At 72.2% G+C, this 21727-nt stretch carries 17 protein-coding genes and 1 pseudogene; 10 read left to right on the top strand and 8 right to left on the bottom strand.

Annotated elements, in window-relative coordinates; genetic code table 11:
* Positions 1-117: 117 nt before the first annotated feature.
* Positions 118-969 carry a fibronectin type III domain-containing protein gene (locus ACWGKU_RS33410; protein ID WP_452180618.1) on the bottom strand — a complete coding sequence of 284 codons (852 nt, stop codon included), beginning with the start codon at positions 967-969 and terminating at the stop codon, positions 118-120.
* A gap of 107 nt (positions 970-1076) precedes the next feature.
* On the opposite strand from ACWGKU_RS33410, the gene ACWGKU_RS33405 reads away from it, so the two are divergent.
* The 5 genes from ACWGKU_RS33405 (at position 1077) to ACWGKU_RS33385 (ending at position 6978) form a co-directional block, all read left to right on the top strand.
* The gene (locus ACWGKU_RS33405) at positions 1077-1778 is read left to right on the top strand and encodes a LysR family substrate-binding domain-containing protein (RefSeq protein ID WP_452180617.1); all 702 of its coding nucleotides are present in this window, start codon (positions 1077-1079) and stop codon (positions 1776-1778) included.
* Between the two features lie 230 nt (positions 1779-2008).
* On the top strand, positions 2009-2758 hold the full coding sequence (locus ACWGKU_RS33400) for an ABC transporter ATP-binding protein (protein WP_401056485.1): 750 nt from the start codon (positions 2009-2011) through the stop codon (positions 2756-2758).
* A complete protein-coding gene (locus ACWGKU_RS33395; protein ID WP_452180616.1) occupies positions 2752-5208 on the top strand; it encodes an FtsX-like permease family protein in 2457 nt (818 codons plus the stop codon). The genes ACWGKU_RS33400 and ACWGKU_RS33395 overlap by 7 nt, the downstream gene beginning before the upstream one ends.
* 137 nt (positions 5209-5345) lie before the next feature.
* Complete coding sequence (locus ACWGKU_RS33390) at positions 5346-5843, top strand: phosphoribosyltransferase (protein ID WP_359904705.1); 498 nt, start codon at positions 5346-5348, stop codon at positions 5841-5843.
* A gap of 232 nt (positions 5844-6075) precedes the next feature.
* On the top strand, positions 6076-6978 hold the full coding sequence (locus tag ACWGKU_RS33385; protein WP_452180615.1) for a S41 family peptidase: 903 nt from the start codon (positions 6076-6078) through the stop codon (positions 6976-6978).
* Positions 6979-7247: 269 nt separating this feature from the next.
* On the opposite strand, the gene ACWGKU_RS33380 is transcribed toward ACWGKU_RS33385, so the two are convergent.
* Both ACWGKU_RS33380 and ACWGKU_RS33375 read right to left on the bottom strand, forming a co-directional pair.
* Positions 7248-8315 carry a protein kinase family protein gene (locus ACWGKU_RS33380; protein WP_452180614.1) on the bottom strand — a complete coding sequence of 356 codons (1068 nt, stop codon included), beginning with the start codon at positions 8313-8315 and terminating at the stop codon, positions 7248-7250.
* A gap of 219 nt (positions 8316-8534) precedes the next feature.
* Positions 8535-9005 (bottom strand): hypothetical protein, encoded by a 471-nt coding sequence (locus tag ACWGKU_RS33375; protein ID WP_452180613.1) that lies wholly within the window; start codon positions 9003-9005, stop codon positions 8535-8537.
* Positions 9006-9435: 430 nt separating this feature from the next.
* Here ACWGKU_RS33375 and ACWGKU_RS33370 point away from each other — a divergent pair.
* Positions 9436-9675 (top strand): annotated as a pseudogene (locus ACWGKU_RS33370) (zinc-binding dehydrogenase); the annotation flags it as partial.
* 46 nt (positions 9676-9721) lie between these two features.
* Here ACWGKU_RS33370 and ACWGKU_RS33365 read toward each other — a convergent pair.
* Positions 9722-10708, bottom strand: coding sequence for a TetR/AcrR family transcriptional regulator C-terminal domain-containing protein (locus tag ACWGKU_RS33365; RefSeq protein WP_452180612.1), 987 nt, complete (start codon positions 10706-10708; stop codon positions 9722-9724).
* A 125-nt stretch (positions 10709-10833) separates the two neighbouring features.
* On the opposite strand from ACWGKU_RS33365, the gene ACWGKU_RS33360 reads away from it, so the two are divergent.
* Positions 10834-12042 (top strand): FAD-dependent monooxygenase, encoded by a 1209-nt coding sequence (locus tag ACWGKU_RS33360; RefSeq protein ID WP_401055283.1) that lies wholly within the window; start codon positions 10834-10836, stop codon positions 12040-12042.
* A gap of 133 nt (positions 12043-12175) precedes the next feature.
* On the opposite strand, the gene ACWGKU_RS33355 is transcribed toward ACWGKU_RS33360, so the two are convergent.
* Entirely contained in the window at positions 12176-12850 is a 675-nt protein-coding gene (locus tag ACWGKU_RS33355) for a DUF4386 domain-containing protein (protein ID WP_452180611.1), read from the bottom strand.
* Between the two features lie 107 nt (positions 12851-12957).
* On the opposite strand from ACWGKU_RS33355, the gene ACWGKU_RS33350 reads away from it, so the two are divergent.
* Both ACWGKU_RS33350 and ACWGKU_RS33345 read left to right on the top strand, forming a co-directional pair.
* Positions 12958-13665 (top strand): TetR/AcrR family transcriptional regulator, encoded by a 708-nt coding sequence (locus tag ACWGKU_RS33350; RefSeq protein ID WP_401054639.1) that lies wholly within the window; start codon positions 12958-12960, stop codon positions 13663-13665.
* Between the two features lie 317 nt (positions 13666-13982).
* The gene (locus tag ACWGKU_RS33345; protein WP_452180610.1) at positions 13983-16178 is read left to right on the top strand and encodes a glycoside hydrolase domain-containing protein; all 2196 of its coding nucleotides are present in this window, start codon (positions 13983-13985) and stop codon (positions 16176-16178) included.
* Between the two features lie 131 nt (positions 16179-16309).
* Here the strand turns inward: ACWGKU_RS33345 and ACWGKU_RS33340 are convergent, their stop codons facing one another.
* On the bottom strand, positions 16310-17107 hold the full coding sequence (locus ACWGKU_RS33340; RefSeq protein WP_452181011.1) for a hypothetical protein: 798 nt from the start codon (positions 17105-17107) through the stop codon (positions 16310-16312).
* A gap of 476 nt (positions 17108-17583) precedes the next feature.
* Positions 17584-18858, bottom strand: a complete 1275-nt coding sequence (locus tag ACWGKU_RS33335; protein WP_452181010.1) for an FAD-dependent monooxygenase — start codon at positions 18856-18858, stop codon at positions 17584-17586.
* Between the two features lie 207 nt (positions 18859-19065).
* Here ACWGKU_RS33335 and ACWGKU_RS33330 point away from each other — a divergent pair, with 207 nt between their 5' ends.
* Positions 19066-19992: a LysR family transcriptional regulator gene (locus ACWGKU_RS33330; protein WP_452181009.1), complete on the top strand. Its 927-nt coding sequence runs from the start codon at positions 19066-19068 to the stop codon at positions 19990-19992.
* Between the two features lie 458 nt (positions 19993-20450).
* Here the strand turns inward: ACWGKU_RS33330 and ACWGKU_RS33325 are convergent, their stop codons facing one another.
* Entirely contained in the window at positions 20451-21092 is a 642-nt protein-coding gene (locus tag ACWGKU_RS33325; RefSeq protein ID WP_452181008.1) for a nucleotidyltransferase domain-containing protein, read from the bottom strand.
* Between the last annotated feature and the right edge of the window lie 635 nt (positions 21093-21727).

Raw genomic sequence — 21727 nt, 5'->3', positions numbered from 1 at the left:
GGCGGGGGGCCGGGTCTGGCGCCGGCCCCGGGCGCCCGGGCCCCGCGGGCGGGGCCGCCCGGCCCCCCCCCCCCCCCCCCCCGGCCCTGCGGCTCAGTGCCGTGCCGCTCGAAACCGTCAGGCGCAGGTGACCTCTCCGGAGGTGTCGGCGGTGCAGAGCAGGGTCATGGTGCCGTTGTTGGGGTCGCTCGGGTAGGGGCTGGCCGAGAGGCGGGTCATGGTCAGCGGGTAGCCGGTGCCCGGGGTCAGCCGGCCGACGGTGAACGAGATCAGCGGAGTGATCGTCTGGTGGCCGGCGGCGATGTCCGTCATGTCGCAGGTGAGGAGCCGCTGCGCGGTGTCGACGGTGCACGTGGACGGCTTGGTGGGGCTGCTGAGGGCCTCGGGGTAGCTGAGCTGGTAGCGGACGTTCGTGGCATCGCTCTCGCCCACGTTCACCATGTGGGGCGTCACGTGGAGGGTGCCGCCGTTCGCGGTTCCCTTCGCGGGGGCCACGAAGGGCAGGAGGTTGGTGGACGGGGCGGGGTGTGACAGGGCGGAGGCGGGGCCTTGCCCGCGGCTGTTCACCGCTGTGACCCGCACCCTGGCATGGTCCGCTTCGATCTGCGCGACGCGGTCGGCGGGGATGGTCAGTGACGTCGAGGTGCCGGGCACGGTTCCCAGGACGGTTTCGGTACCGGCAGGGTTGCTGGGATCGTGGTCCACGGTCACCACGTACTCCTCGATGGCGCTGCCGCCGTCGGAGGGAGCGGTCCAGGTGACGGTCGAGCCGTCCGGGCTGATCGCGGGCTTCTTGGGGGCACCCGGCAGGCTCGCCCCGTGGTGGACGGCCGCCCGAACGGTGGCCGGCGGGCAGGTGGGCGTGCCGGCGGTGGTGGCGGTGACCAGGTCGACGTACTGGCCGGGGCGCGGGTGCGGCGGGGTGTAGAGGCCGCTCTGGTCGACGGTGCCCAGCGATCCGGGTGCCATGGACCAGGTGACCGCCTGTACACCGTCAGCGAGGGGCACAGCACGACCGCGTACACCGTCACGCAGGTCGCCGGCTTGATGGTCAGCAGCGGATCGCGCCGCGTCTCGTGCTTGTAGGCGATGCCCAGTTCGCCCTCGATCGACGCCTTGGCGGTCGCTGTCGCGGTGAAGTCGGAGGTGAGGGTGTAGCCGCGGGGATCCACCGCGTAGTAGTTGGGATCGCGTTCGAGTCCGGCGGTGGCCGACCAGTCCATCGGCCGGGATCCACGCCCGGGCGGTTCCCTTCCCTGAACGGCACCACGTCAGCCTCCGGCTCCGCCCACCCAGGTGTCCAATACGAACGCGACGACATCGACCTCGCCCTCCTGACAACGGAACGCCTCGTCGCGGTCGTCCCCACCGACCACCCCGCCGCCGGGAACGGCCGGGTGAACGCGGCGGCGCTGGCCGCCGACCCCCTGATCCTGTTCCCGCGCTCGGCGGGAGCCCACGCCTTCGAGGTGAACACCCAGCCCATCCGGGACACCGGCAACGATGTCCGGGTCGCCCAGGAGTGCTCCAACTGGCACACCATCATCATGTTCGTCGCCGCCGGCCTCGGCGTCACCATCGCCCCCCACAGCGTCACCGCGCTGCTCCCCGCGGGCGCACGGCGCCTCGAACTCGACGGGCCGCCCGCCGTGAGCCGGGTCCTTCTGGCCACCCGCCGGGGAGACGACCGTCCCCTCGTGCGGGCGTTCACCGCGGCGTCCGACTCCGTGGCGGGCCGGGGCGAACGGTCGAACGACGGTGCAGTGTCTGCCCGTTGAGGGGTCAGGCCGTGCGGCCGCCGTCTGCCCGGGTCAGGGGTTCCTCGGGGGTTCCTCAGGGGTGAGATCAGGGGCAGTCCGGAGGTGTGGACACCTCGAACGGCCCTAGCGTCGGTGCGGCGGGTGACCGATGCCCCGACCGATGCCCCGATGGAAAAGGCGAGCGAGTGTTCCGGAACAAGGCTCTACCGGTACGGGCTTCGAGCCCGGCCTCCGTCGGCGCGGGGAGGGTGGGCGACATCGTCCGCCTGACGGCCGTACACAAGACGTACGGCCGCGGCGACAACCGGGTGCGGGCGCTCGACGGGGTGGACGTCGGCTTCGAGGCGGGCACCTTCGCCGCCATCATGGGCCCTTCGGGTTCGGGAAAGTCGACGCTGCTGCAGTGCGCGGCGGGCCTCGACCGGGTCGACGCGGGTCAGGTCCTGCTCGACGGCGCGCCGTTGCACGAGCTCTCCGAGCGCGCCTTGACCGAGCTGCGCCGTGAGCACATGGGCTTCATCTTCCAGTCCTTCAACCTGATCCCCGCGCTGACGGCTCGTCAGAACATCGAGTTGCCGCTGCGGTTGGCCGGGCGCCCGATCGACCCGGTGGCGATCGACCGGGGGCTGGCCGAGGTCGGCCTGGCCGAGCGCGGTGGGCACCGGCCCGCCGAGCTGTCGGGCGGTCAGCAGCAGCGGGTCGCCATCGCGCGTGCGCTGGTGACCAGGCCCAAGGTGATCTTCGCGGACGAGCCGACCGGCGCGCTGGACTCGCGTACCGCGCGGGAGGTCCTGGCGCTGCTGCGCGTCGTCGTCGAGGAGCACGGGCAGACGGTGATCATGGTCACGCACGACCCGGTGGCGGCCTCGTACGCGCAACGGGTGGTCTTCCTCGCCGATGGCGGGGTGACCGGTGAGCTGTTCGAGCCGACGGCCGAGACCGTGGCCCTGCGGATGGCGGCGTTGGAGCCCGGCGGGAGCGGGGCGAACCCGTGCTGAAGCTCGCCGTAGCCACCCTGCGTCACCGCTTGATGGGCTTCGTGGGCGCCTTCCTCGCCCTCGCGCTCGGCACGACGATGATCGGCATGATGACGCTGACCCTGTCGGCCACCTTCGGCACGCCGCACCCGGGGCCGCAGCGGTTCAAGGAAGCCCGGGTCGTGGTCGCGCCGCAGGGCTTCGAGGGGCGCGCGATGAAGGCCCCGGCGGTGTTGCCGGTCGAGGTCGTGACGACGGTGACCGCCTCGGGCAAGGCCACGCCCGACCGAAGCTTCCCCGTACGGCTGAACCCCGGCTCCGGGGGGACGACCGGCCATCCCTGGTCCTCGGCCGCCTTCGCGGGCTACCACCTGCTGGCCGGGCGCGCGCCGCAGGCCCCGGACGAGATCGTCGTTGGCAGCGGTGAGCGGGCACTGATCGGGCGTCAGGCCGAGGCCGTCATCTCCGAGGGCGCCGGCCGCTACCAGGTGGTCGGGGTCACCGACGCGCTCTGGTTCGAGAGCGCCGTCTTCTTCAGCGATGCCGAGGCCCAGCGCCTGTCGCCCGGCGTCAACGCCCTGGTCACCGACCAGAACGCGCAGCAGCTGTCCGCCCTCGTGGGCGGCCGGGCCGTGGTCCTCGGTGGTGACGATCTGACCCGGCTCGACGCCGACTCCACCGGCGGCGCCCAGGCGCTGGCCAACGCCCAGGCGATGGCGGGCAGTACGACCGGACTGGCGGTGTTCGTCGCGGTGTTCGTCGTCATCGCGACCTTCGCCTTCGCCACCGAGCAGCGCCGCCGTGAACTGGCGCTGATGCGGCTGGTGGGCGCCGCGCCCCGGCAGGTGCGGCGCATGGTGCTCGGCGAGGCGCTGCTGATCGGCCTGGCGGCGGCGGTCGTCGGCTGTGTCCTCGCCCCGCTGTGCACCGTGCCGCTGCGCTCCTGGATGCTCGACCACCACGTGGCCCCGTCCTGGTTCACCATCCCCTTCACCCCCCTGCCGCTGCTGGTCTCCTTCGTCATCGGCGTGGCCGCGGCGCTGGCCGGCTCGGCCGCCACCCTGGTCCGGGTCTCGCTGATCCGGCCGATCGAGGTGCTGCGCGAGAGCGCGGTGGAGCGCCGCGGGATGACGCCGATCCGCTGGCTGCTCGGGACCGGGATGCTGATCGGCGCGGTCGCCTTCGGGATCGTCATCGCCCGGACCGAACCGTACCTGGCGGCCAGCGCCCGCAGGTACGAGGCCGTGCCGGTCCTGTACGTCGGCGCGGTCACCCTGCTGGCACCGATCCTGCTGCGGCCGGTCACCCGGGCGCTGATCGGCCCGCTGCGCGGCTCGGCCAAGGCCGGCCCGCTGCTGGTGCGCGAGAACATCCTCACCTCCCGGCGGCGTACGGCCGCCACGGCGGCGCCGATCGTGGTGGCCGTCGGACTGGTCGCCACCCTGCTGACGGTGCAGAAGTCCGGTGACGCGGTGGTGCTCGCCCGCCAGCAGCAGGAGATCCACGCGGCCGACGTGGTGGTGCCCGGCGGCACGGGGATCGACGCGCGGACGCTGGAGAAGCTGGCGGCCGTGCCCGGGGTCCGGGTCACCCCGATCACCTCGATGAACATCCGGATCGGCACCGCGAAGGGCGACCAGATCGACTCGCTGAGCACGAACGCCGTGCCCGCGTCCGCGCTGGGCACGACCGTCACGCCGCCCGTGCTCTCCGGCTCCCTCGCCTCACTGCCCGAGAACTTCCTGGTCATCGACGAGCAGGCGGCCCGATCCGACGGTCTGTCGGTGGGGGACCAGGTGGTCACGCTGCTGCCGACCGGCGCTCGGGTGCCGACCGTCGTCGCGGCGGTCGTCGCACGCGGCCTGAACGGCGACGACACCTACCTGTCCGCGTCGCTGACCGGTGCGGTGACGCCGAACCGGGTCCACCTCGACTCCCGGACGGGCCCGGGCCGGCCGCTCGACGAACAGCAGACGGCGGCGGTGAACCAGGCGCTGGCCGGCTCCGGCGCGCACGTCATGACCCATGACGCCTACCTGGAGGCCCAGCGCGCACGCGCCGCCGAGCAGACGGACAACGCCGCGGTGATCATCCTGGGGATCGCGCTGGCCTACGCGCTGATCGCCGTCGCCAACACCCTGATCATGGCGATGGCCGGGCGGCGGCGGGAGTTCGCCCTGCTCGGGCTGGCCGGCGCGGTGCGCGGCCAGATCGCGAAGGTGGCCGTGGCCGAGTCGGCCGTGGCGGTGGTCGTCGGCACGCTGCTCGCGGCCGTGGCGACCGGGCTCTCCGCGGTGACCCAGCACCTTTCGCTGAGCGAACTCGTCACCTCGGCGCCGACGGTGATCCCGTGGACGCAGGTCCTGGGGACCGTCGCGCTCTGCGCCTTCGTCACCGTGATCACCGCGTGGGGAGCGGCCTCGCGTGCGACCCGTTTCCGGGCGATCGAGGCCGCAGGCATCCGGGAGTAGGGCATCCGGGAGTGGGGCACGGCCCTTCCGGCTCGGCCCCGGCCCGGAGTGTGCGACCGAGGTGTGGAACACCACACTTCCGGTCCTGAGCGTGCCGGTACTCGCCGCCCAGCCGAGGGCCGAGGACACTGGTCGCCGTGACTGATGTGCGCGAGACCTTGGACTACCAGACCTTCGGGCAGGCGGTGCGCGAACTCGCGCAGACGATCGCCGACGACGGATACGAACCCGACCTCGTCCTGAGCATCGCCCGCGGCGGGGTGTTCGTAGCGGGCGGTCTGGCGTACGCGCTGGACTGCAAGAACATCCACCTGGTGAACGTCGAGTTCTACACGGGCGTGGGCACCACTCTCGAAATGCCCGTCATGTTGGCGCCCGTTCCCGCCGCGATCGACTTCACCGACAAGAAGGTCCTGATCACCGACGATGTCGCCGACACCGGCAAGACACTGCGGCTCGTGCACGACTTCTGCCTCGACCATGTCGCCGAGGTCCGGTCCGCCGTCATCTACGAGAAGTCGCACTCCCTGGTGAAGTGCGAGTACGTGTGGAAGCGGACCGACGACTGGATCGAGTTCCCGTGGTCGACGGAAGGACCGGTCGTCAGGCGCGACGGCCAGGTGCTCGACGCCTGATCGAAGGTGGTACGCGCCGCAGGCCGGGACGCCGCCGAGGGTCGGGCGGGAGCAACAGCGGATCCCGGCCGTCGCCGCTTCCCGGTTCATGGGGTAGGAATGGGGGGCTGTACGAACCGGGAGAGGGGCGCGAATGAGGGCGGTGCGGATCGCCGGGATGGCGGTGGGCGCCCTGGCGCTGGTAGCGGGGTGCGCTTCAGGAGGTTCGGGGGGTTCCGGGGGATCCGGAGGCATGTCGGCGCAGGCACACGGCTACCTGTCGGAGGCGCTGGACCTGTTGCAGCGGGAGTCGTTGAACACCGCGACGGTGGACTGGCCGAAACTGCGGGACGAGGCGTTCGCGCGGGCGGCCGGGGCGCGGACGACGGCCGACACCCATGGGGCGGTCGGCGGCGCGGTGGCGGCTCTCGGGGACGGCCACAGCCGGTTCTACCCGCCCGGTGAGGCAGCGGCCGTGGATGCCGACCCCGCGACGGTCGACGCCCCGACGGTCGAACAACTTCCCGGCGGCATCGCCAGGTTGACCCTTCCGGCGGTGAACGGTTCGGAGCGCACCTACGCCGAGTACGTCGCCCGCGGCCGCGCCGCCGTCGCCGCGGCGACCGCCTGCGGCTGGGTGGTGGACCTTCGCCGGGAGAGCGGCGGCGGGATGTGGGCTCCGCTGGCGGTGGCGGCTCCGCTGCTCGGGGACGGTCCGGTGGGGGCCTTCGTCACGGCGGACGGCACCCGCAGCGTCTGGTCGGTGCGCGGGGGCGTGCCGTTCCTGGACGGGACTCCACAGGCGGAGCCCTCCGGGGCCGGCGGGGACCCGGCGCGGGGCGTGCCCGTCGCCGTGCTCACCGGCCCGGGCACGGGCAGCGCGGGCGAGGCCGTCACCATCGCGTTCATCGGCCGCCCGGACACCCGCAGTTTCGGCGCGCGCACCTACGGGGTGCCCACCGGCAACGCCGCGCACCGGTTGGCGGACGGCGCGGTCGTCCTGCTCACGGGCGCCGCCGAGGCGGATCGCACAGGCCGGATCCACGCGGGGCCGATCGAGCCGGACGAGGCCGTGGCGACCCGCAAGGAGGGGGATCCGTCACTCACCGCCGCGACCGGCTGGCTCGGGCGCCAGGAGTCCTGCCGTCGTACCTAGAACGATGTGATGCGTGACACGGACCTTGGGTACGCCGCAGGCCGACCACACCGGCGGCGACCGGTGACCGACCAGCCGAGCATCCGGTGACGCGCACGTCTCTTACGAATGACCCGGACAGCCCACGAAGAACGGTATGGATCGAGTGACCTTCCCGACCGGGGCGGAGTGTCCAGGTGCTGGAGTCCCAGGGATGCCGTTGGCCTGTGGCTGCGGGCCCGCAGGTCGCCTCCCTGACACGTCGCGGCCGGGGCCCGCTCCTTCGAACGTCAGCGCGATGTCTCGCCGGCGTCTGCGACGCGGTTGAGCTCGGCACCGGGGTACGGCGTCTGCTTGCTTTCCGACAGCAGCCGGCGGTGGAAGTCGTCCAGGACGACGCCGGCCCGGGCATGCCGCTCGACGATCGCAGCGATCTCGGGCGGAACGGCCTCGGGCCTCCGACCCGCGATCCACTTCTGAAGGAACACGTCTGCTTCGACACCGCCCCGGACGCGGTCGATGAGGTGGTGGATCAGATGGCTCGCGGTGCAGTCGCGGTCGTACCCGAGGTGGTTCGAGAGGAACCGCTGCTCGGCTGCTGACAGCTCGAAACCCGAGCTCAGCGCCAGCCCGAAGTCCGCGAAGCAGATCAGCCGGCCGTCGGTCAGCAGGTTGTCGAAGTGGGCGTCGAAGTGCACGAGTCCGTGAGAGCTCATGAATGCCGTGCCCCGCGCCAAAGCATCCTCCACCCACGCGGGGGAGCCGCCGCCGGCCACCGCGGTCGCCCCGTGCTCGCGCAACAACGTGCTGAGTGTCTGCGGCATGTGTTCCAAGAACAGCACCAGGCTGCGGGAGGACCGGCCGATGGCCTCCAGGCGCTCGCGTACTGCCTGCGAGCCGTCCCAGTGGGCGACCGCGCCGTCGATGCCCCCGAACTCGTCCACGAAGCCCTCGGGAGGAGAGTCGGGCAGGACGCGCCAGTGGTACATCAGGGGAAAGCCCTCGTACTCCTTCCCGAGGACCCAGTTGGTGGTCATGATGTGGACGGCCAGCTCTCGCCAGGCACCGAACCCGGCCGAGCCCACTCCGTACTGGTAGAACATCGGCAGCCCGAAGAGGTTCGCCGTGGACCGGACGTTCTCCGGCCGGGTCTCGACGTCCGTCAACGGCACTCTCTTGACGAAGACCCGCGTCCCGTCGATGTCCAGCTCCGCCGACCTGCCGCCGATACCGGATCCGACCGGAGGAGCGGATGCCACGATCTCGCCGAGACGCCGGTCGCTCATCAGGGACAGGCGGGTGGCAATGGTCCCGTAGGCGGCCAGACGTGCGTCGTGCTGACATTCGGAGTGGCGCATCCACGGCTCCTCTGTGCCCCCGAACCAGGGCGTCGGTGATCGCTCAAACGTATTCGACTCCCGCCGCCGAGGTCAGTCTCGGACCGCAAACCGTTCGGTATCCGACCTGCCGTCGGCGGGCCTGCCGGGCGATGCCCGTACGACGGCCGGCGCTTCCTGCGGAGTCTCGACCCTGTCGTGGCCCCGATGGATCACGGCCGGCGGCGGGACGGTCGCCGTTCATTCCGCCGCCGCCGGCGCGAACGCGAAACGGAACCGTTCCACCCCACGGGGCAGGTCCGCGCTCGTCCGATCGTCCGCATCAGCTGCACGTGCCCAGAACACGCTGAGCGTGAAATCGCGCGGCTTTCCTTCGAGTTCGAACTCCAATGCCACCTCGGCAGGACCCGAGAAGAGGGTCCACACGTCGATGCGGCCCGTCCGCGACCGGTACGGAACCCTGGCAAGGAGGCTGAACCCCTCCGGACGCACGGGATGGTCGGTCAACTCAAGGGTCACCTCCGCATAGTGCTCCCGAATCGAACTGCGGACCTTGACCGCCCCGTCGGTCAGTGTGACTCCCGGAGTCCCGGCCGCCAGCGGCAGTTCCAACCAGCTGCCGTCCTCGGCGAACTCGTCCTCCTCCCACAACCCGAACTGCGAACGTTCGACTGAGACAAGGCCTGCGGCCTCGGTCCGAAAGCTCGGCATGTCGACGATCCTTGCACGACGGCCGCTTTCCGGCTGTCGGGTTCGGAAGAACCTCCGGGCACGATCACGGCGGCGCGCACGGCACCACGGTCGGCACCACGGACGGCACCGTGCGGCACGGCCGACGGTCGTGCCCCGCGGCAGGTTCCGTGTCGTGTCAGGCTCTGGAGGGCCGCTGCCGCTGGGAACTGTCCGTTGCGATCGGGAGGCTGCGCAGTGTCAGCACGGCCGGTGGAGGCAGCGGTTCGTCGGCCGTGTCGGTGCGGAACGACTGGAGCGGATAGGCCACCAGGCGCCGGGAGGTGTGCCAGATCCCGTACGGCTCCCGGCGGCAAAGGCGGAACGATGAACGACCGCATGATGAAGGCAGTGCTCTACGACCGCTACGGCGGCCCCGATGTGCTCTACGCGGGCCGCGTGCCACGTCCCGAAACGGCCCGCCGCGACGTTCGGCCACCTCGCGGCCAGTACGGTCCACGGACACGGCCGGGTGCGTTACTTCAGCGGCGACCCCAAGCGGGCGGACTTCGACGACCTCGCCCGCCATGTGGTCGAGGGCAAGCTGAGCCCCGCGGTGGACACGGTCTTCTCCCGGGAGGAGACAGCGGCGGCGCACTGGGCGCTGGAGGCGGGCGGCGTCCGGGGCAAGTACGTGGTCAGGGTCGCGTAGGACCCTGTTGTCCCGTCTCGGCGAGGTTTCACCGGTTTCACCGGTTTCACCGGAGATTGACGACCGCGCGGCTCGTCCCGCCGAGGTTCGACCGGTCGCCCGCGGTGGCGATGAGGGCCGCCAAGCCGTCGAGGTGGCGGTCGAGGCCGAAGGTGAACAGGGATTCGGCGGACAGGCCCAGGCCGGGGTCGGTGCGGGCGGCGGTGAACGCCGGGAAGGTGCCGTCCGACAGCAGCGCGGCCATCCGGGCCTCCTGGACCTGCATCCACTGATCGCCGGTGACACCGCTGGCGTGACCCGCCTCCTGCTCCGCCGCGAGGTCGACCGCGCAGCCGCGGACGAATCCGAAGAGCGAGACCGCCGCGTGCATGCGGGTGTCGGCGTCGAGGCCGAGGCCCTCCAGCGCCGCCAGGGCCCATTCGATGTGGCGCATGCCGTTCGGTGCGAGCAGCGGCCGGGCGAGGTTCATCGTGGCCGCCAGCCAGGGGTGCTCCTGGTAGAGCCGCCACTGGGCCCGGGCCGAGAGGTCCAGGCGGGACCGCCAGTGCGGCGGGGCCGGGGTCGGCAGCGGCGCCTGCGCGTAGGCCGCGTCGACCATCAGCGCGAGGAGCTGGTCCCGGTTCTGCACGTGCCGGTACAGGGACATGGCCGAGGTGCCGAGTTCGGCGGCCAGCCGCCGCATGGTGAGCGCGGCCACCCCTTCCGCGTCGGCGATCGCGATTCCTGCCAGCACCAGGCGTCGGCGCGCCGCCGACTCCTCCGACGGCCCCTCCGTGCGCCGGTCGGCCGCCCCTCGGGCCGCCCGCGGCGCACGGGGGGCGGCGCAGACCACGGTCCCCACCCCCGGCACCGCCCGGACCAGACCCTCCTGCCGCAGGACCGCCAGCGCCTTGGTCGCCGTGGCCATGGCCACCCCCCACCGCTGCGTGACCGCCCGCGTGGAGGGCACCCGGTCACCCGGACGCAGCTCACCGACCTCGATGCGATGCCGAAGTTCGGCGGCGATCCTCGCGTACGGCGGCACGACCGACATGATGCACTCCTCGGTGTACTAGTGCACGAAGCCTAGCGCACTAGGGTTCCTTCTCGATCTTCGCACTTCACAGGCGAACTTGAGCCTCATACGTTGTACGCACAGACCTGAGAGAGGAACCCGGGATGACCAAGAACACCACCACCACCCGCACCGTGCTGATCTCCGGCGCCAGCGTGGCCGGCCCGGCGCTCGCCCACTGGCTGCGCCGCCACGGCTTCGTCCCCACCGTGGTGGAGCGCGCCGGAGCGGTGCGCGAGGGCGGCTACGCGGTGGACTTCCGCGGCGAAGCCCTGGACGTGCTGGACCGGATGGGCCTGCTGGAGCAGATCCGCGAGCTGGACACCGAGATGGGCGACGCGGCGATGGTGGACGCCGAGGGCCGCCAGTACGCGACCCTGCCGGCCGTGATCTTCGCGGGCGACCTGGAAGTCCTCAAGGGCGATCTGACCAGGATGCTGTACGAGGCCACCCGCGACGACGTCGAGTATGTCTTCGGGGACTCCATCGCGAGCCTGACCGAGGACGAGCACGGCGTCGAGGTCACCTTCGAGCGCGGCGCTCCCCGCCGCTTCGACCTGGTCGTCGGCGCCGACGGCCTGCACTCGCGCACCCGGACGCTCACCTTCGGCCCCGAGGAGCAGTTCGTGCGCCACCTCGGCATCTACACCGCCATCTTCAGCCTGGACAACTACCTCGGCCTGCAGAACACCGGCCGTCTCCACGCCGCCCCGGGCAAGGCCGCCAACATCTTCACCGCCCGCGCCAACAGCGAGGCCCGCGCCGCCTTCCACTTCGCCGCCGGGCATCTGGAGTACGACCGCCACGACCGCGCCGGGCAGCAGCGCATCATCGCCGAACGCTTCGCGGACGACGGCTGGGAGATCCCGCGCCTGCTCCAGGAGATGGCGCAGGCATCGGACTTCTTCTTCGACGCCAACGCCCAGGTGGAGATGGACACCTGGTCCAAGGGGCGGGTCGTGCTGCTCGGCGACGCCGGGTACTGCGCCGGCCCGACCTCCGGCCGCGGCACCTCGCAGGCCCTGATCGGCGCGTACATCCTGGCCGGTGAACTCGCCGCCTCCGGTGGTGACCACACGACGGCCTTCGCCGCGTACGAGCGCGAGATGCGCGGCTACGTGACGGAGCACCAGACCCTGGGGCGCGAGGGCGCGGAGCGGTTCTTCATGCCCGCCCCCACCCAGGAGATTCTGGACATGCTGGCCGCCCAGGCACCCGAGAGCACCCGCACCACCCCGATCCGGCTGCGTGACTACGGCGCATCGCCGTCACCCGAGTCGGCGGCGGTCGCCGTGGCCGTGGGCACGGTCTGACGGCAGTCCTCGACAGGGCCCGTCGAGGACGCGGCAAGGCCCGGGGCGGAGGTCCTCACGCGTGCCTCCGGTGTCGTGCGAAGCGGACACCCGGGAGGCGTGGGAAACGGGCGTCACCGTGTGACGGCACGGGTCAGGAGGCGGTCGTCGGGTTGAATCCCTTGGTGATCAGCCGGACGGCCAGGCACAGTTCCCAGGCGAAGACCGGAACGGCGGCGAGCATCCCCGGCCCGGAGACCTGCGGGTAGAGGCCGAACAGGACGGCGATCGCGGAGGTGAAGATCAGTGCGCCGCCGACGAGCCCCAGTACGGCGATGAAGCGCGGTATCAGCCGGGAGCGGTACAGCAGGCAGGCGAGCACCGCGGTGTTGGCTCCGCAGATGAAGTTGGGGCCGAGCAGGAACGTCCAGTCGTGGATGGCGACCAGGGCTTTCCCCGTGGTGAGGAGCGCGGCGCTGTCCGCTCCCTGCGGAGGGTGTTGGCGGAGGGTCACCAGGGCCAGCAGGCTGACGATGCCGACGGCGATGACGGCGGCTTCCAGGGTGCGCAGGCCGAGGTACCCGACGGCGAGGCCTTCGCCGTGCCGGCGGGCGACGGGGTACATCGTGCATGCGGTGGCGATGATGCCGATGGTGAGGAGCACCTCGAACAGGGCGCCCAGGAGCACTTGGGTGTCCGGGCCGGCGCCGACCACGTAGTCGGCGGTCTTCAGGATCGGGCCGTACAGGACGAGCCCGCCGATCGAGGTGACGTGGGTGATGAGGAAGCACGTGCCCGTCGCTGTCGCGAGGGTTCTCGGTGAGGCCACTTGGGGCTCCTTCGGCGGTGGAGGCGGGAAGAGGTGTACGCCGTACACCTCATGGCGGGACGGTATGGTGTACCCCGTACACCTGTCAAGGGGGATCGGTGAGGACCATGGCCAAGCAGGCAGACGCCCAACAGGCGGCCACCGAGCGGAGGAAGCCGCTCAACCGGGACCGCGTGCTGCGCGCCGCCGTCGCCCGCGCCGACCAGTCCGGGATCGAGGCGCTGAGCATGCGCAGCCTCGCCCAGGAACTGGGCGTCGTGCCGATGGCCCTCTACAAGCACGTGGCCAACAAGGAGCAACTCCTCGACGGCATGGTCGAACTCGTCGTCGGGGAGATCGACCCCCCGGCCGACGGCCCCGACTGGAGGAGCGCGATCCGCGAGCGCGTCCTGTCGGCCCGGCGGGCGCTGCTGCGCCACCCGTGGGCCCTGCGCGTGATCGAGTCCCGCGGCACCCCCACCCCCGCCGTCCTGGACTACCTGGACTCCGTGATCGGCACGTTCCGCAGGGGCGGCCTGTCCGTCGACCTGACCCACCACGCGATGCACGCGCTGGGCAGTCGCGTCTGGGGCTTCACCCAGGAGCTGTTCCCGGCTTCTCCGGGCGACGAGCCCGGGGAGCAGGCCGCCGCGCTCCAGGCGATGGCGGCCAGGTACCCGCACATCGCCGAGATCGCCATGGCCCGGGCCCACGACGGCGCGTCGGTCGTCGGCAACGGCTGCGACGACCAGTTCGAGTTCGAGTTCGCCCTCGACCTCCTCCTCGACGGCTTCGCGCGGCTCCACGGGCGCGGATGGAGCTCCGGGCAGGCCTGAGCGAGCCGGGAGAGAAACCGGGCGACTACCGCGCGCCCGATCGCCTGGAGCGGGCGCGTCCCCCCGGGCGGCCGTTCACCGCACGTCGTCGGTTCCGGACCGGACGATGGCGCCCTCGTCCAGTGCGTGGCCCGGAGCCGGTCGGACCGTGCCGGGAGCGGCGGCTGACGGCCGGCCGGACTGACGGACAGTCGGCTGACGGGAGGGGCCTGTGGCGGCACCCGTCGAGGGCGTGGATATCGTGGCCGACGCCGCGCGGCCGACTCCTCGGCGTGCGGTCTTTCGTCACGTCAGGAGAGAACTGGGTGAAGTCCCCAATGACAGCGCTCCGGAGCGCCGCGGCCGTCGTGGCGGCCGTGCTGATGGCGGCGCCCGCCGTCGCAGGCTCCGCCGCCGCAGCTCCCGCCGCAAGCCCGGACACCAAGGCGGTGACGTACCAGGGCCGCGTCTTCCATGTGCCTTCGGCCTGGCCGGTGGTGGACCTGGCCGTGGACCCGCAGGCCTGCGTCCGCTTCGACCAGCACGCGGTGTACCTCGGTCACCCGGGCGAGCAGCAGGCCTGCCCGCCGCGGTTGACCGGCCGCACGGAGGCCCTGCTGGTCGAGCCAGCCGAGGGCGCCGCACCGGACCGGGAGGGCTCCAACCCGGTCGCGCAGACGGTCCGGGCGACCGACGGCGTCGTCGCGGTGACCGGGACGTACGACACGGACCAGCCGCTGGTGCGGCGGATCATCACCGGCGCCGGGCTCACCCCCGCGCCGACGCACCGACCGCAGCCGGCGCCCGCCGGGCCCCGGACGACCCCCGCACCGAAGTCCACCGCGGCCGCCGCCGCGCCGTCCGGCCAGGCCATGGCCGCAGCCGCCGCACCGGCTGCTTCGGCCGCGGCGGCGTCGGTTCCCGCGTCGGCGACGAACTACACCGGCAAGGGCTTCGACGCCTGTACGGCGCCCTCCGGCGCCGCGATGAACGCGTGGATGGCCTCCTCCCCGTACCGGGCGGCCGGCGTCTACATCGGCGGTGTCAGGCGGGCCTGCGCCCAGCCGAACCTGACGGCCTCCTGGGTCCAGCAGCAGCAGGCCGCGGGCTGGGCCTTCATGCCGATGTACGTCGGCGTGCAGGCCCCGAAGATCAGCTACCCCGCCACCGAGGGCGCCAACGCCGCCGACGACGCGGTGAGCCAGGCCCAGGCCCTCGGCTTCGGCCCCGGCACGATCCTCTACTACGACATGGAGGCGTACACCACCCCGCAGTACTCGGTCGCGGTGCTCGCGTTCCTCACCGCCTGGACCAACGAACTGCACGCCTGGGGCTACAACTCCGGCGTCTACAGCAGCTCCTCGTCCGGCATGAAGGACCTGGCCGCCAACGCCGGCAACGGCGCCTACACCATGCCCGACGCCGTCTTCAGCGCCAACTGGAACGGCAAGGAGGACACCGCCGACCCGTCGATTCCGGCCGGCTACTGGAACAACCACCAGCGCGCCCACCAGTACGCCTCGCCGCAGAACCCGGAGACCTGGGGCGGCTACGCGATCGCCATCGACCAGGACTACCTGGACATCCAGCTCACCGCCGCCCCGCCGTCCCAGTCCTCCGCGTTCTTCCTCGGCGTGCGCCAGAGCTCGGGCGCCTGGCCCGGCTTCAGCCCGCTGACGGGCGGTGCGGGCGTGTTCCGCGGCTCGGAGGCCGCGATCACCGGGCTGCCGGGCGGCTCCTCGCAGGAGCTGGGCATCGGCCTGGACGGCCGGCTCTACCACGGGGTCCGCGCCTCGAACGGCAGTTGGAGCGGCTTCGCCGGGGTGCCCGACGACGGCACGCCGGCCACCCAGGCCCGCCGGACCGGCATCGCGGGCATGCCGGACGGCTCCTCGCAGGTGGTGACCGTCGGCAGCGACGGCAACGTCTACCACCGGATCCGCTCGGCCGACGGCACCTGGTCCGGCTACGGGGCGCTCCCCGGGGTCGGCACCCCGACGATGGCGGCCGCGGACATCGCCATCGCCGGCCTGCCCGACGGGTCCGCCCAGGTCCTGGCGATCGGCAACGACGGGAACGTCTACCACGAGACCCGCTTCTCCAACGGCAGTTGGAGCGGCTTCGCCCCGCTCCCGGGTGTGAACAGCTCGCGGATGGCGGCCTCGCGGGTGGCCATCACGGGACTGTCGGACGGCTCCTCGCAGGTCCTGGTGATCGGCAGCGACGTGAACATCTACCACGAGGCCCGCTTCGCCGACGGCACCTGGTCCGGCTTCGCCGCGCTTCCCGGCAGCGGCACGCCCACCATGGCCGCGCGGGCGGTCGGCATCGCCGGTCTGCCGGACGGTTCGTCCCAGGTGGCGGTGATCGGCAACGACGGCAACCTCTACCACGAGACCCGCTTCACCAACGGCGCCTGGTCCGGCTTCGCCGCGGTCCAGGGCGCGTACGGCGCGAGCACCTTCCCGGCCCAGCGCGCCGCCATCGCGGGCCTGCCGGACGGCTCCAGCCAGCTGGTGGCCACCCGGAGCTGACCCGGACACATCCCACCACCTCACCACCCCGGCGCCCCCGCCCCCGGTACGTCCCGGGGGCGGGGGCGCCGGCCGGCTCGTCCGGCAGGCCCGCGATGGCGAGGGGGCTCACCGGGGCCGGGGGGCGGCGGTCAGGACCAGACGATCAGTTCGCCGTTCATGGTGAATCCCAGGAAGAGGGAGAGGGTGATCCGGCGGCCGCCCTCGAAGTCCTGCACCTGGTGGAAGTTGCGGCAGTCGAAGAAGACGCCTTCGCCGGGCTCGGCCCGCACCGTGGCCGACGGCGCGTCGGCGACGACCTCGGGGGCCCAGCCGTAGCCGTCCCTGCGGGTGTCGTCGCCGGGGATCCAGCGATGCCGCCAGACGGTCAGCGCGCCGCCGTGCCCGGCGACGGTGAGGTGCAGGTTGAAGGCGAGTTGCACGAGGGGCTGGTCGTCGAGGCGGCCGGGGAACTCCCGCACCACCTCGTCGTAGTGGATCTTAGAACCGGTGGGGAACTCGCGGAGGATGCCCGCGTGCAGCGGGCGCCCCCCGATGGTCGCAGGGCGCACCGGAATGCCGAGTTCGGTGCCCAGCCGCCGCATGAGGGTCACCGCCGGGTCGGTGTCGCCGTAGAGGTCGCGGGCGGCCTTCCGGGTCTGCTCCGCCTTCTCCCAGTAGGCGTCCCGGACCCGGCCCTGCCCGTAGTAGTCGTACACCGCCGGGCCGAACTTCAGGATCGGCGGGTCGAGCCGCTCCTCGTCGTAGGGCTCGAAGTCGGCCCGCTCGATGCGGGCGACGAGGTCGCTCAGGTCGCCCCGGAGCAGGTCGGGCACCCGGACGATCGCGCAGGTGCCGGCGGCCAGCCGCTGCAGAGCCTCCCGCAGCTCCCCGTCCCGGACCGTCTCCGCTCCGAACATCGCCTCGTCGTCGTGCCGGGTCGGTGTCATGGCAGCGGTGTTCCCCTCGGTGAGAGGCCGGACGGAAGGGCGGCAGCACCCACCCCGGGGCCCCGCCGTCGACGACGGGGCCCGGCCGCGGCCGCGGGCGGCTTCGGGCAGCGGGCTCCGGCGCCTTGGCCGCCCTGGTGCCACGCGTGGTGCCACGCGCCCGCTCGGCCTGTCGCGTAAGGTCACTATCCCTTCGCCACGGGTCGTGGGCGAGCGTGCTCGTCCGGCCGGGTGACAGCACGAGGGGCAACCCCGACCGGGGCCGTCGCTGGGGCGGAGGGAGCCGGTCGCGACGGGCGATGCCGACGGCCCGGCTCGCCTGCTCACCGGCGCCGGCCTCCGCGCTGGTCGGCGCGGCGGCCTTCACGGCCGACTCCCACGTCCCCCGGGGTGTCGACGCCCTCAGCGGCGCCGTCACCAGGCTGGTCCGGCGCACCGGACCAGCCTGGTACCTGATGGCGACCGACGATCACGTCTCATCCAGGGAGTCGCTCGTGACCAGCGGCGACCGCAGGGACCGTCCAGGACGGGTGGGTGTTGACCTGGGTCACGGTGGCCCCGGCCAACTGCTTGTAGCGGGTCGCGATCCTCTCGGCCTCCTCGACGGGCAGCGACCCACCGTGCTCCTCGGCTCGCGCGATGGTCTCCTCCGGGCCCAGGCGCCGGTTGGCCAGCACGATCGCGTTGACGACCGGCCGGCGCATCCGGTCGTAGCGGCGGAGCGCGGTCACGGCGTCGTCGTCCCGGGTCAGGCACCAGGCCAGCACCCGGCTGTCGACGACGGACTGCGAGCCGCCGTTCATGCCCATGGGGAACATCGGGTGCGCGGCGTCGCCGAGGAGGGTGACCCTTCCGAAGCTCCAGCGCGGCAGGGGGTCGCGGTCGAGCATCGGGTACTCGACGATCACCGAGGAGCGTTCGGCGAGAGCCGCGAGGTCGATCCACGGCAGGTTCCACGACGACAGCCCGGCGTGAGCCTCCGCCGCGGTGACGCGGCGGCCGGGGCCGCCGGGGCCGCCGGGAGGCGGGGCGGACGGGTCGTGCCGAACCTCCAGCACCCAGTTCACCAGGGCATCGGCAGCCGAGGTCGCGGGGTCCTCGACCGGGTAGGCGATGAACTTCGCGCCGGGGGTGCCCCCGGCCACCACGATCGAACGGCCGTCGAGGACGTGCGGGTGCCGTGCGAGCCCACGCCACATGTGGACGCCGTTCCCGCTCGGGGGGCTCTCGTCCGGGTACAACCGGCTGCGCACCACGGAGTCGATGCCGTCGGCGCCGACCAGCACGTCGCCGTCATCGACGACGGGCCGGCCGCTCGACCGGTCCAGGAAGTGGGCACGGACGCCGCCCGCGCTCTGCTCGAACCCCCGGAACAGCAGGCCGGTACGGACCGAGTCCGGCCCCAGCCGCTCACGTACCGCCGTCAGCAGCAGCAACTGCAGACGACCCCGGTGCACGGAGTACTGCGGCCAGTGGTATCCGGCCGCGCGTCCCAGCGGCTCCTCCCAGACCGTCCCGCCCGCCCGGTCGTGGTAGCTCAGCCGATGCGGGGGCAGCGCGACGGAGTCCAGCTCGCCGTCCAGGCCGAGTTCGGCGAGTTCCCGGACGGCGTGCGGCAACAGGTTGATTCCGACACCGACCGCTTCGACCTTCCGCGCCGCTTCGTACACCCGTGGCGCGAAGCCGGCGGCGTGCAGGCTCAGGGCACAGGTCAGCCCGGCGATGCCGCCGCCCACGACGATCACTCTCATCTGTCTCCTCGCCCTTCGCCGGAGCCGCGGGTCCGGCCGATACCCGGCCACCAGCCTCGGGGCCCCGGCCGCGCGCGTCCAATACACAGCGGTGATGGCGGCCGTCACGATCGCTGATCGCACCGGGGGATCGCCGTACCGGCCCCGGACCAGTCGGGCGGTTCCACAACCCGTGCTCTCAACTGCGGAGTTGATAGCTTGTCGGTCATGGAGCTCCGTACGCTTGAGTACTTCGTCGCGGTGGCGGAGGAGCGGTCGTTCACCAAGGCGGCGGCCCGCTGCCATGTCGTGCAGCCCGCGATCAGCCAGCAGATCCAGGCCCTGGAGAAGGAACTGGGAGAGCCCCTTTTCGAACGCCTGCCCCGGCGGGTGGCCCTCACGTCCGGGGGCGCCGCCCTGCTGCCGCACGCCCGAGCCTGTCTGGCGGCGGCGGCGTCGGCTGTCCTGGAGTTCGCCGACCGGTCCGGTCTGGTCGGCGGATCGTTCGCGCTGGGGACCGTCGGCGGCCTGGAAGGCACCAGCATCCCCCGGCTGCTGGGGGAGTACCACCGCCGGTACCCCCGGGTCGCGGTGAGCCTCATCGGGGCGTCGAGTCCGTCGCTGCTGGCGAAGGTCCGCGACGGGGAGATCGACGCGGCCGTGGTCGCGGGACCGCTGGACGGCGAACCCGCCGCCGTGGCCTCGCGAGTGCTCCTGGAGGACCGGATCGTCGCGGTCCTCCCCGTCGGAAGCCGGCCCGCGAACCGTCCGATGACCCTCGACGAGGCGGCCCGGAGCCCGGTCATCAGCTACGGTCCCGACAGCGGGGTGCACGCGTTCATCCGTGCGGCCTTCGCCGCAGCGGACCTGCGGCTGGACATCGCCTATGCGACGAACGACGTCGCCCTCCAACTCGCGCTGGTCGCGGAGCGGATCGGTATCGCCCTCACCTCCCACGCGAGTCCGGTCCTCACCGCCGACCGGCGTTTCGCCGTCGTGCCGCTGGAGCCCGCCATCAGGTTGCGGAAAGTGTTCGTGTGGCGAGCGGGCACCCGGCCGAGCGCGCCGTTGCGCGCCTTTCTCGACCTGTGGCCGGAGCTGTCCGACCGGCCGGTGCGTTACGACGCCGACTCCGGCGCCACCACTGGTGGATGACGCGGGTCCTCGCCCGGGCTGCTGTCCGTTCCGATCGCCGCCTTCGGACGCAAGACCTTCATGCCGTCCTCAGGCTGCTCACAGCGGCGCGCTCGAACGTCATCCAGCATGTCGAAGCGAAGCGTCCCGCGCAGGCGGCCCGCTGCTCCCGCAAGGGTTGCGGGGCAGGCTCAGCGGCAGGCCGAGCTGATTGCCCGTCACCGTGCCGCTGTCGGCGGCGGTGCCGCCGGTGGCCTGTGTGCCGCCCTGGTTGACACAGCAGTTGCCGAACACGGCGTTGCCCGCACCGAGGATGTCGGCGTGGCCGACACCGCCCGGCGTGGTCTGGGCAACGACGGAACCCTGCTCCGGATACGCACCATCGGGTCGGTGCATCCGGGGCCGGGGGAGCCGGGACGCCGCGGAGCCGATGAGCGGCCGACGACAGTCGATGTGCGAGCCCAACGGTGGAGGGTCGGCTACAGGGCCGCGATCCAGGGATGCCCGGGGTGGACGCGGGCGAGCAGCTCGGTCAGGGTCCCGCGCTGAGCCGGGGTCAGGTGCGGGACGGTCGCGTCGAAGTCCGATTGATCCTTTCGGCGGACATGCTTGGCCTTGAACAGCAGGACCAGCTCGGGGGCCAGATACGGGATGCCGTCCCGGGTGTGGAGGATGATGTCGCGGTAGGGAAGCCGGATCATCTCATCGCGTCGGCAGATCCAGGTGTCACCGTCGTGCGGTTCGCGGAACACGTCGAGCAGGTAGTTTCCGGTGACTGGATCGCGGAGCCAGGTCTGGTGCACGGCGGCCAGCACCTCCGGTGCGGCGTCCTCCCAGATCCGGCCGCTGCCCGCCGCGTCGAAGACGTACCCGGGGAAGCGGGAGCGGACCTCGGGGAAGCTCGCGGCCGGAATCGCGATCTCGATGTCTCCATGAGCGCGCGTCCGCCTGCCGCGGAACAGGTCCAGCGCCCAGCCCGCGGCGACGCACCAGGGTGTGCCGATCCCGGCCAACCGCTGCGCGACCTCACTCGGGGTCCAGCAGGACGACCATCTGGCGTCGAGGGCTTCGATCTCGTCGGGCGACAGCTCGATACCGCCGCCGGGCAGTTGCTCGCTCACCGCAGGAATCTATCAGCGGGCTCGAAGGCCCCGGCCGGGTTCGACGCAGGAGGCCGGCGGGATGGCGGCGCCCAGACGGAGCCGCCGGGCGGCCTCGGCGAGGAACCCGCGGACCGTGGGCTGGGCCGGTCGAGGGCGGCTTCACGACCGGGATCCAGCTTGCGTGCGAGCAACGCCGAACGCTCGGTGCCGCCCTGGACGACAACCAGGCCATCAACCAGCACGCCTTCGACGCGGCCGTCGTCGACACCGACGACGACCTCGACGCCACCACTGCCGGCCTCGGCGGCGGCCCTGGCGGCGGCACTCGCCTGACCGTGCCATCGACCGGGTACGGCGGGGTCTGAACGCCCGCCTGGACCGCACACCCGAGGCACCCGACGGCATTACCTCCGATGCCGCGTACCGGTAACTGCGCCGCGAGGTCATCGCCGTCCAGAGCACCGAACTGCACCGCCGCTACGACGAACACCGTATCGGTGACACCACTCGCCGCAGCCTCCAGCACGACCTCGATCGCGAGGAGGCCGCCCTTCGCACCCCCTAGTGAGCTGGTCCGGAGATTCTTGAGCAGTAGCGGCAGATTCGGTCGATGATCTGGTCGGCGGTCTTGGTCCACTTGAATGGGTGGGCGC

This window comes from Kitasatospora sp. NPDC054768 (assembly GCF_053612025.1).
Note: the sequence above shows the minus strand (reverse complement) of the source record. Positions and strands in the feature narration are given on the sequence as shown.

Excerpts from the sequence above, each read along its gene's own strand:
- ACWGKU_RS33410 (WP_452180618.1), bottom strand. The coding sequence starts at position 969 with ATGGCACCCGGATCGCTGGGCACCGTCGACCAGAGCGGCCTCTACACC.
- ACWGKU_RS33385 (WP_452180615.1), top strand. The coding sequence starts at position 6,076 with ATGTCGGCGCAGGCACACGGCTACCTGTCGGAGGCGCTGGACCTGTTG.
- ACWGKU_RS33380 (WP_452180614.1), bottom strand. The coding sequence starts at position 8,315 with ATGCGCCACTCCGAATGTCAGCACGACGCACGTCTGGCCGCCTACGGG.
- ACWGKU_RS33375 (WP_452180613.1), bottom strand. The coding sequence starts at position 9,005 with ATGCCGAGCTTTCGGACCGAGGCCGCAGGCCTTGTCTCAGTCGAACGT.
- ACWGKU_RS33365 (WP_452180612.1), bottom strand. The coding sequence starts at position 10,708 with ATGTCGGTCGTGCCGCCGTACGCGAGGATCGCCGCCGAACTTCGGCAT.
- ACWGKU_RS33360 (WP_401055283.1), top strand. The coding sequence starts at position 10,834 with ATGACCAAGAACACCACCACCACCCGCACCGTGCTGATCTCCGGCGCC.
- ACWGKU_RS33350 (WP_401054639.1), top strand. The coding sequence starts at position 12,958 with ATGGCCAAGCAGGCAGACGCCCAACAGGCGGCCACCGAGCGGAGGAAG.
- ACWGKU_RS33345 (WP_452180610.1), top strand. The coding sequence starts at position 13,983 with ATGACAGCGCTCCGGAGCGCCGCGGCCGTCGTGGCGGCCGTGCTGATG.
- ACWGKU_RS33340 (WP_452181011.1), bottom strand. The coding sequence starts at position 17,107 with ATGACACCGACCCGGCACGACGACGAGGCGATGTTCGGAGCGGAGACG.
- ACWGKU_RS33335 (WP_452181010.1), bottom strand. The coding sequence starts at position 18,858 with ATGAGAGTGATCGTCGTGGGCGGCGGCATCGCCGGGCTGACCTGTGCC.
- ACWGKU_RS33330 (WP_452181009.1), top strand. The coding sequence starts at position 19,066 with ATGGAGCTCCGTACGCTTGAGTACTTCGTCGCGGTGGCGGAGGAGCGG.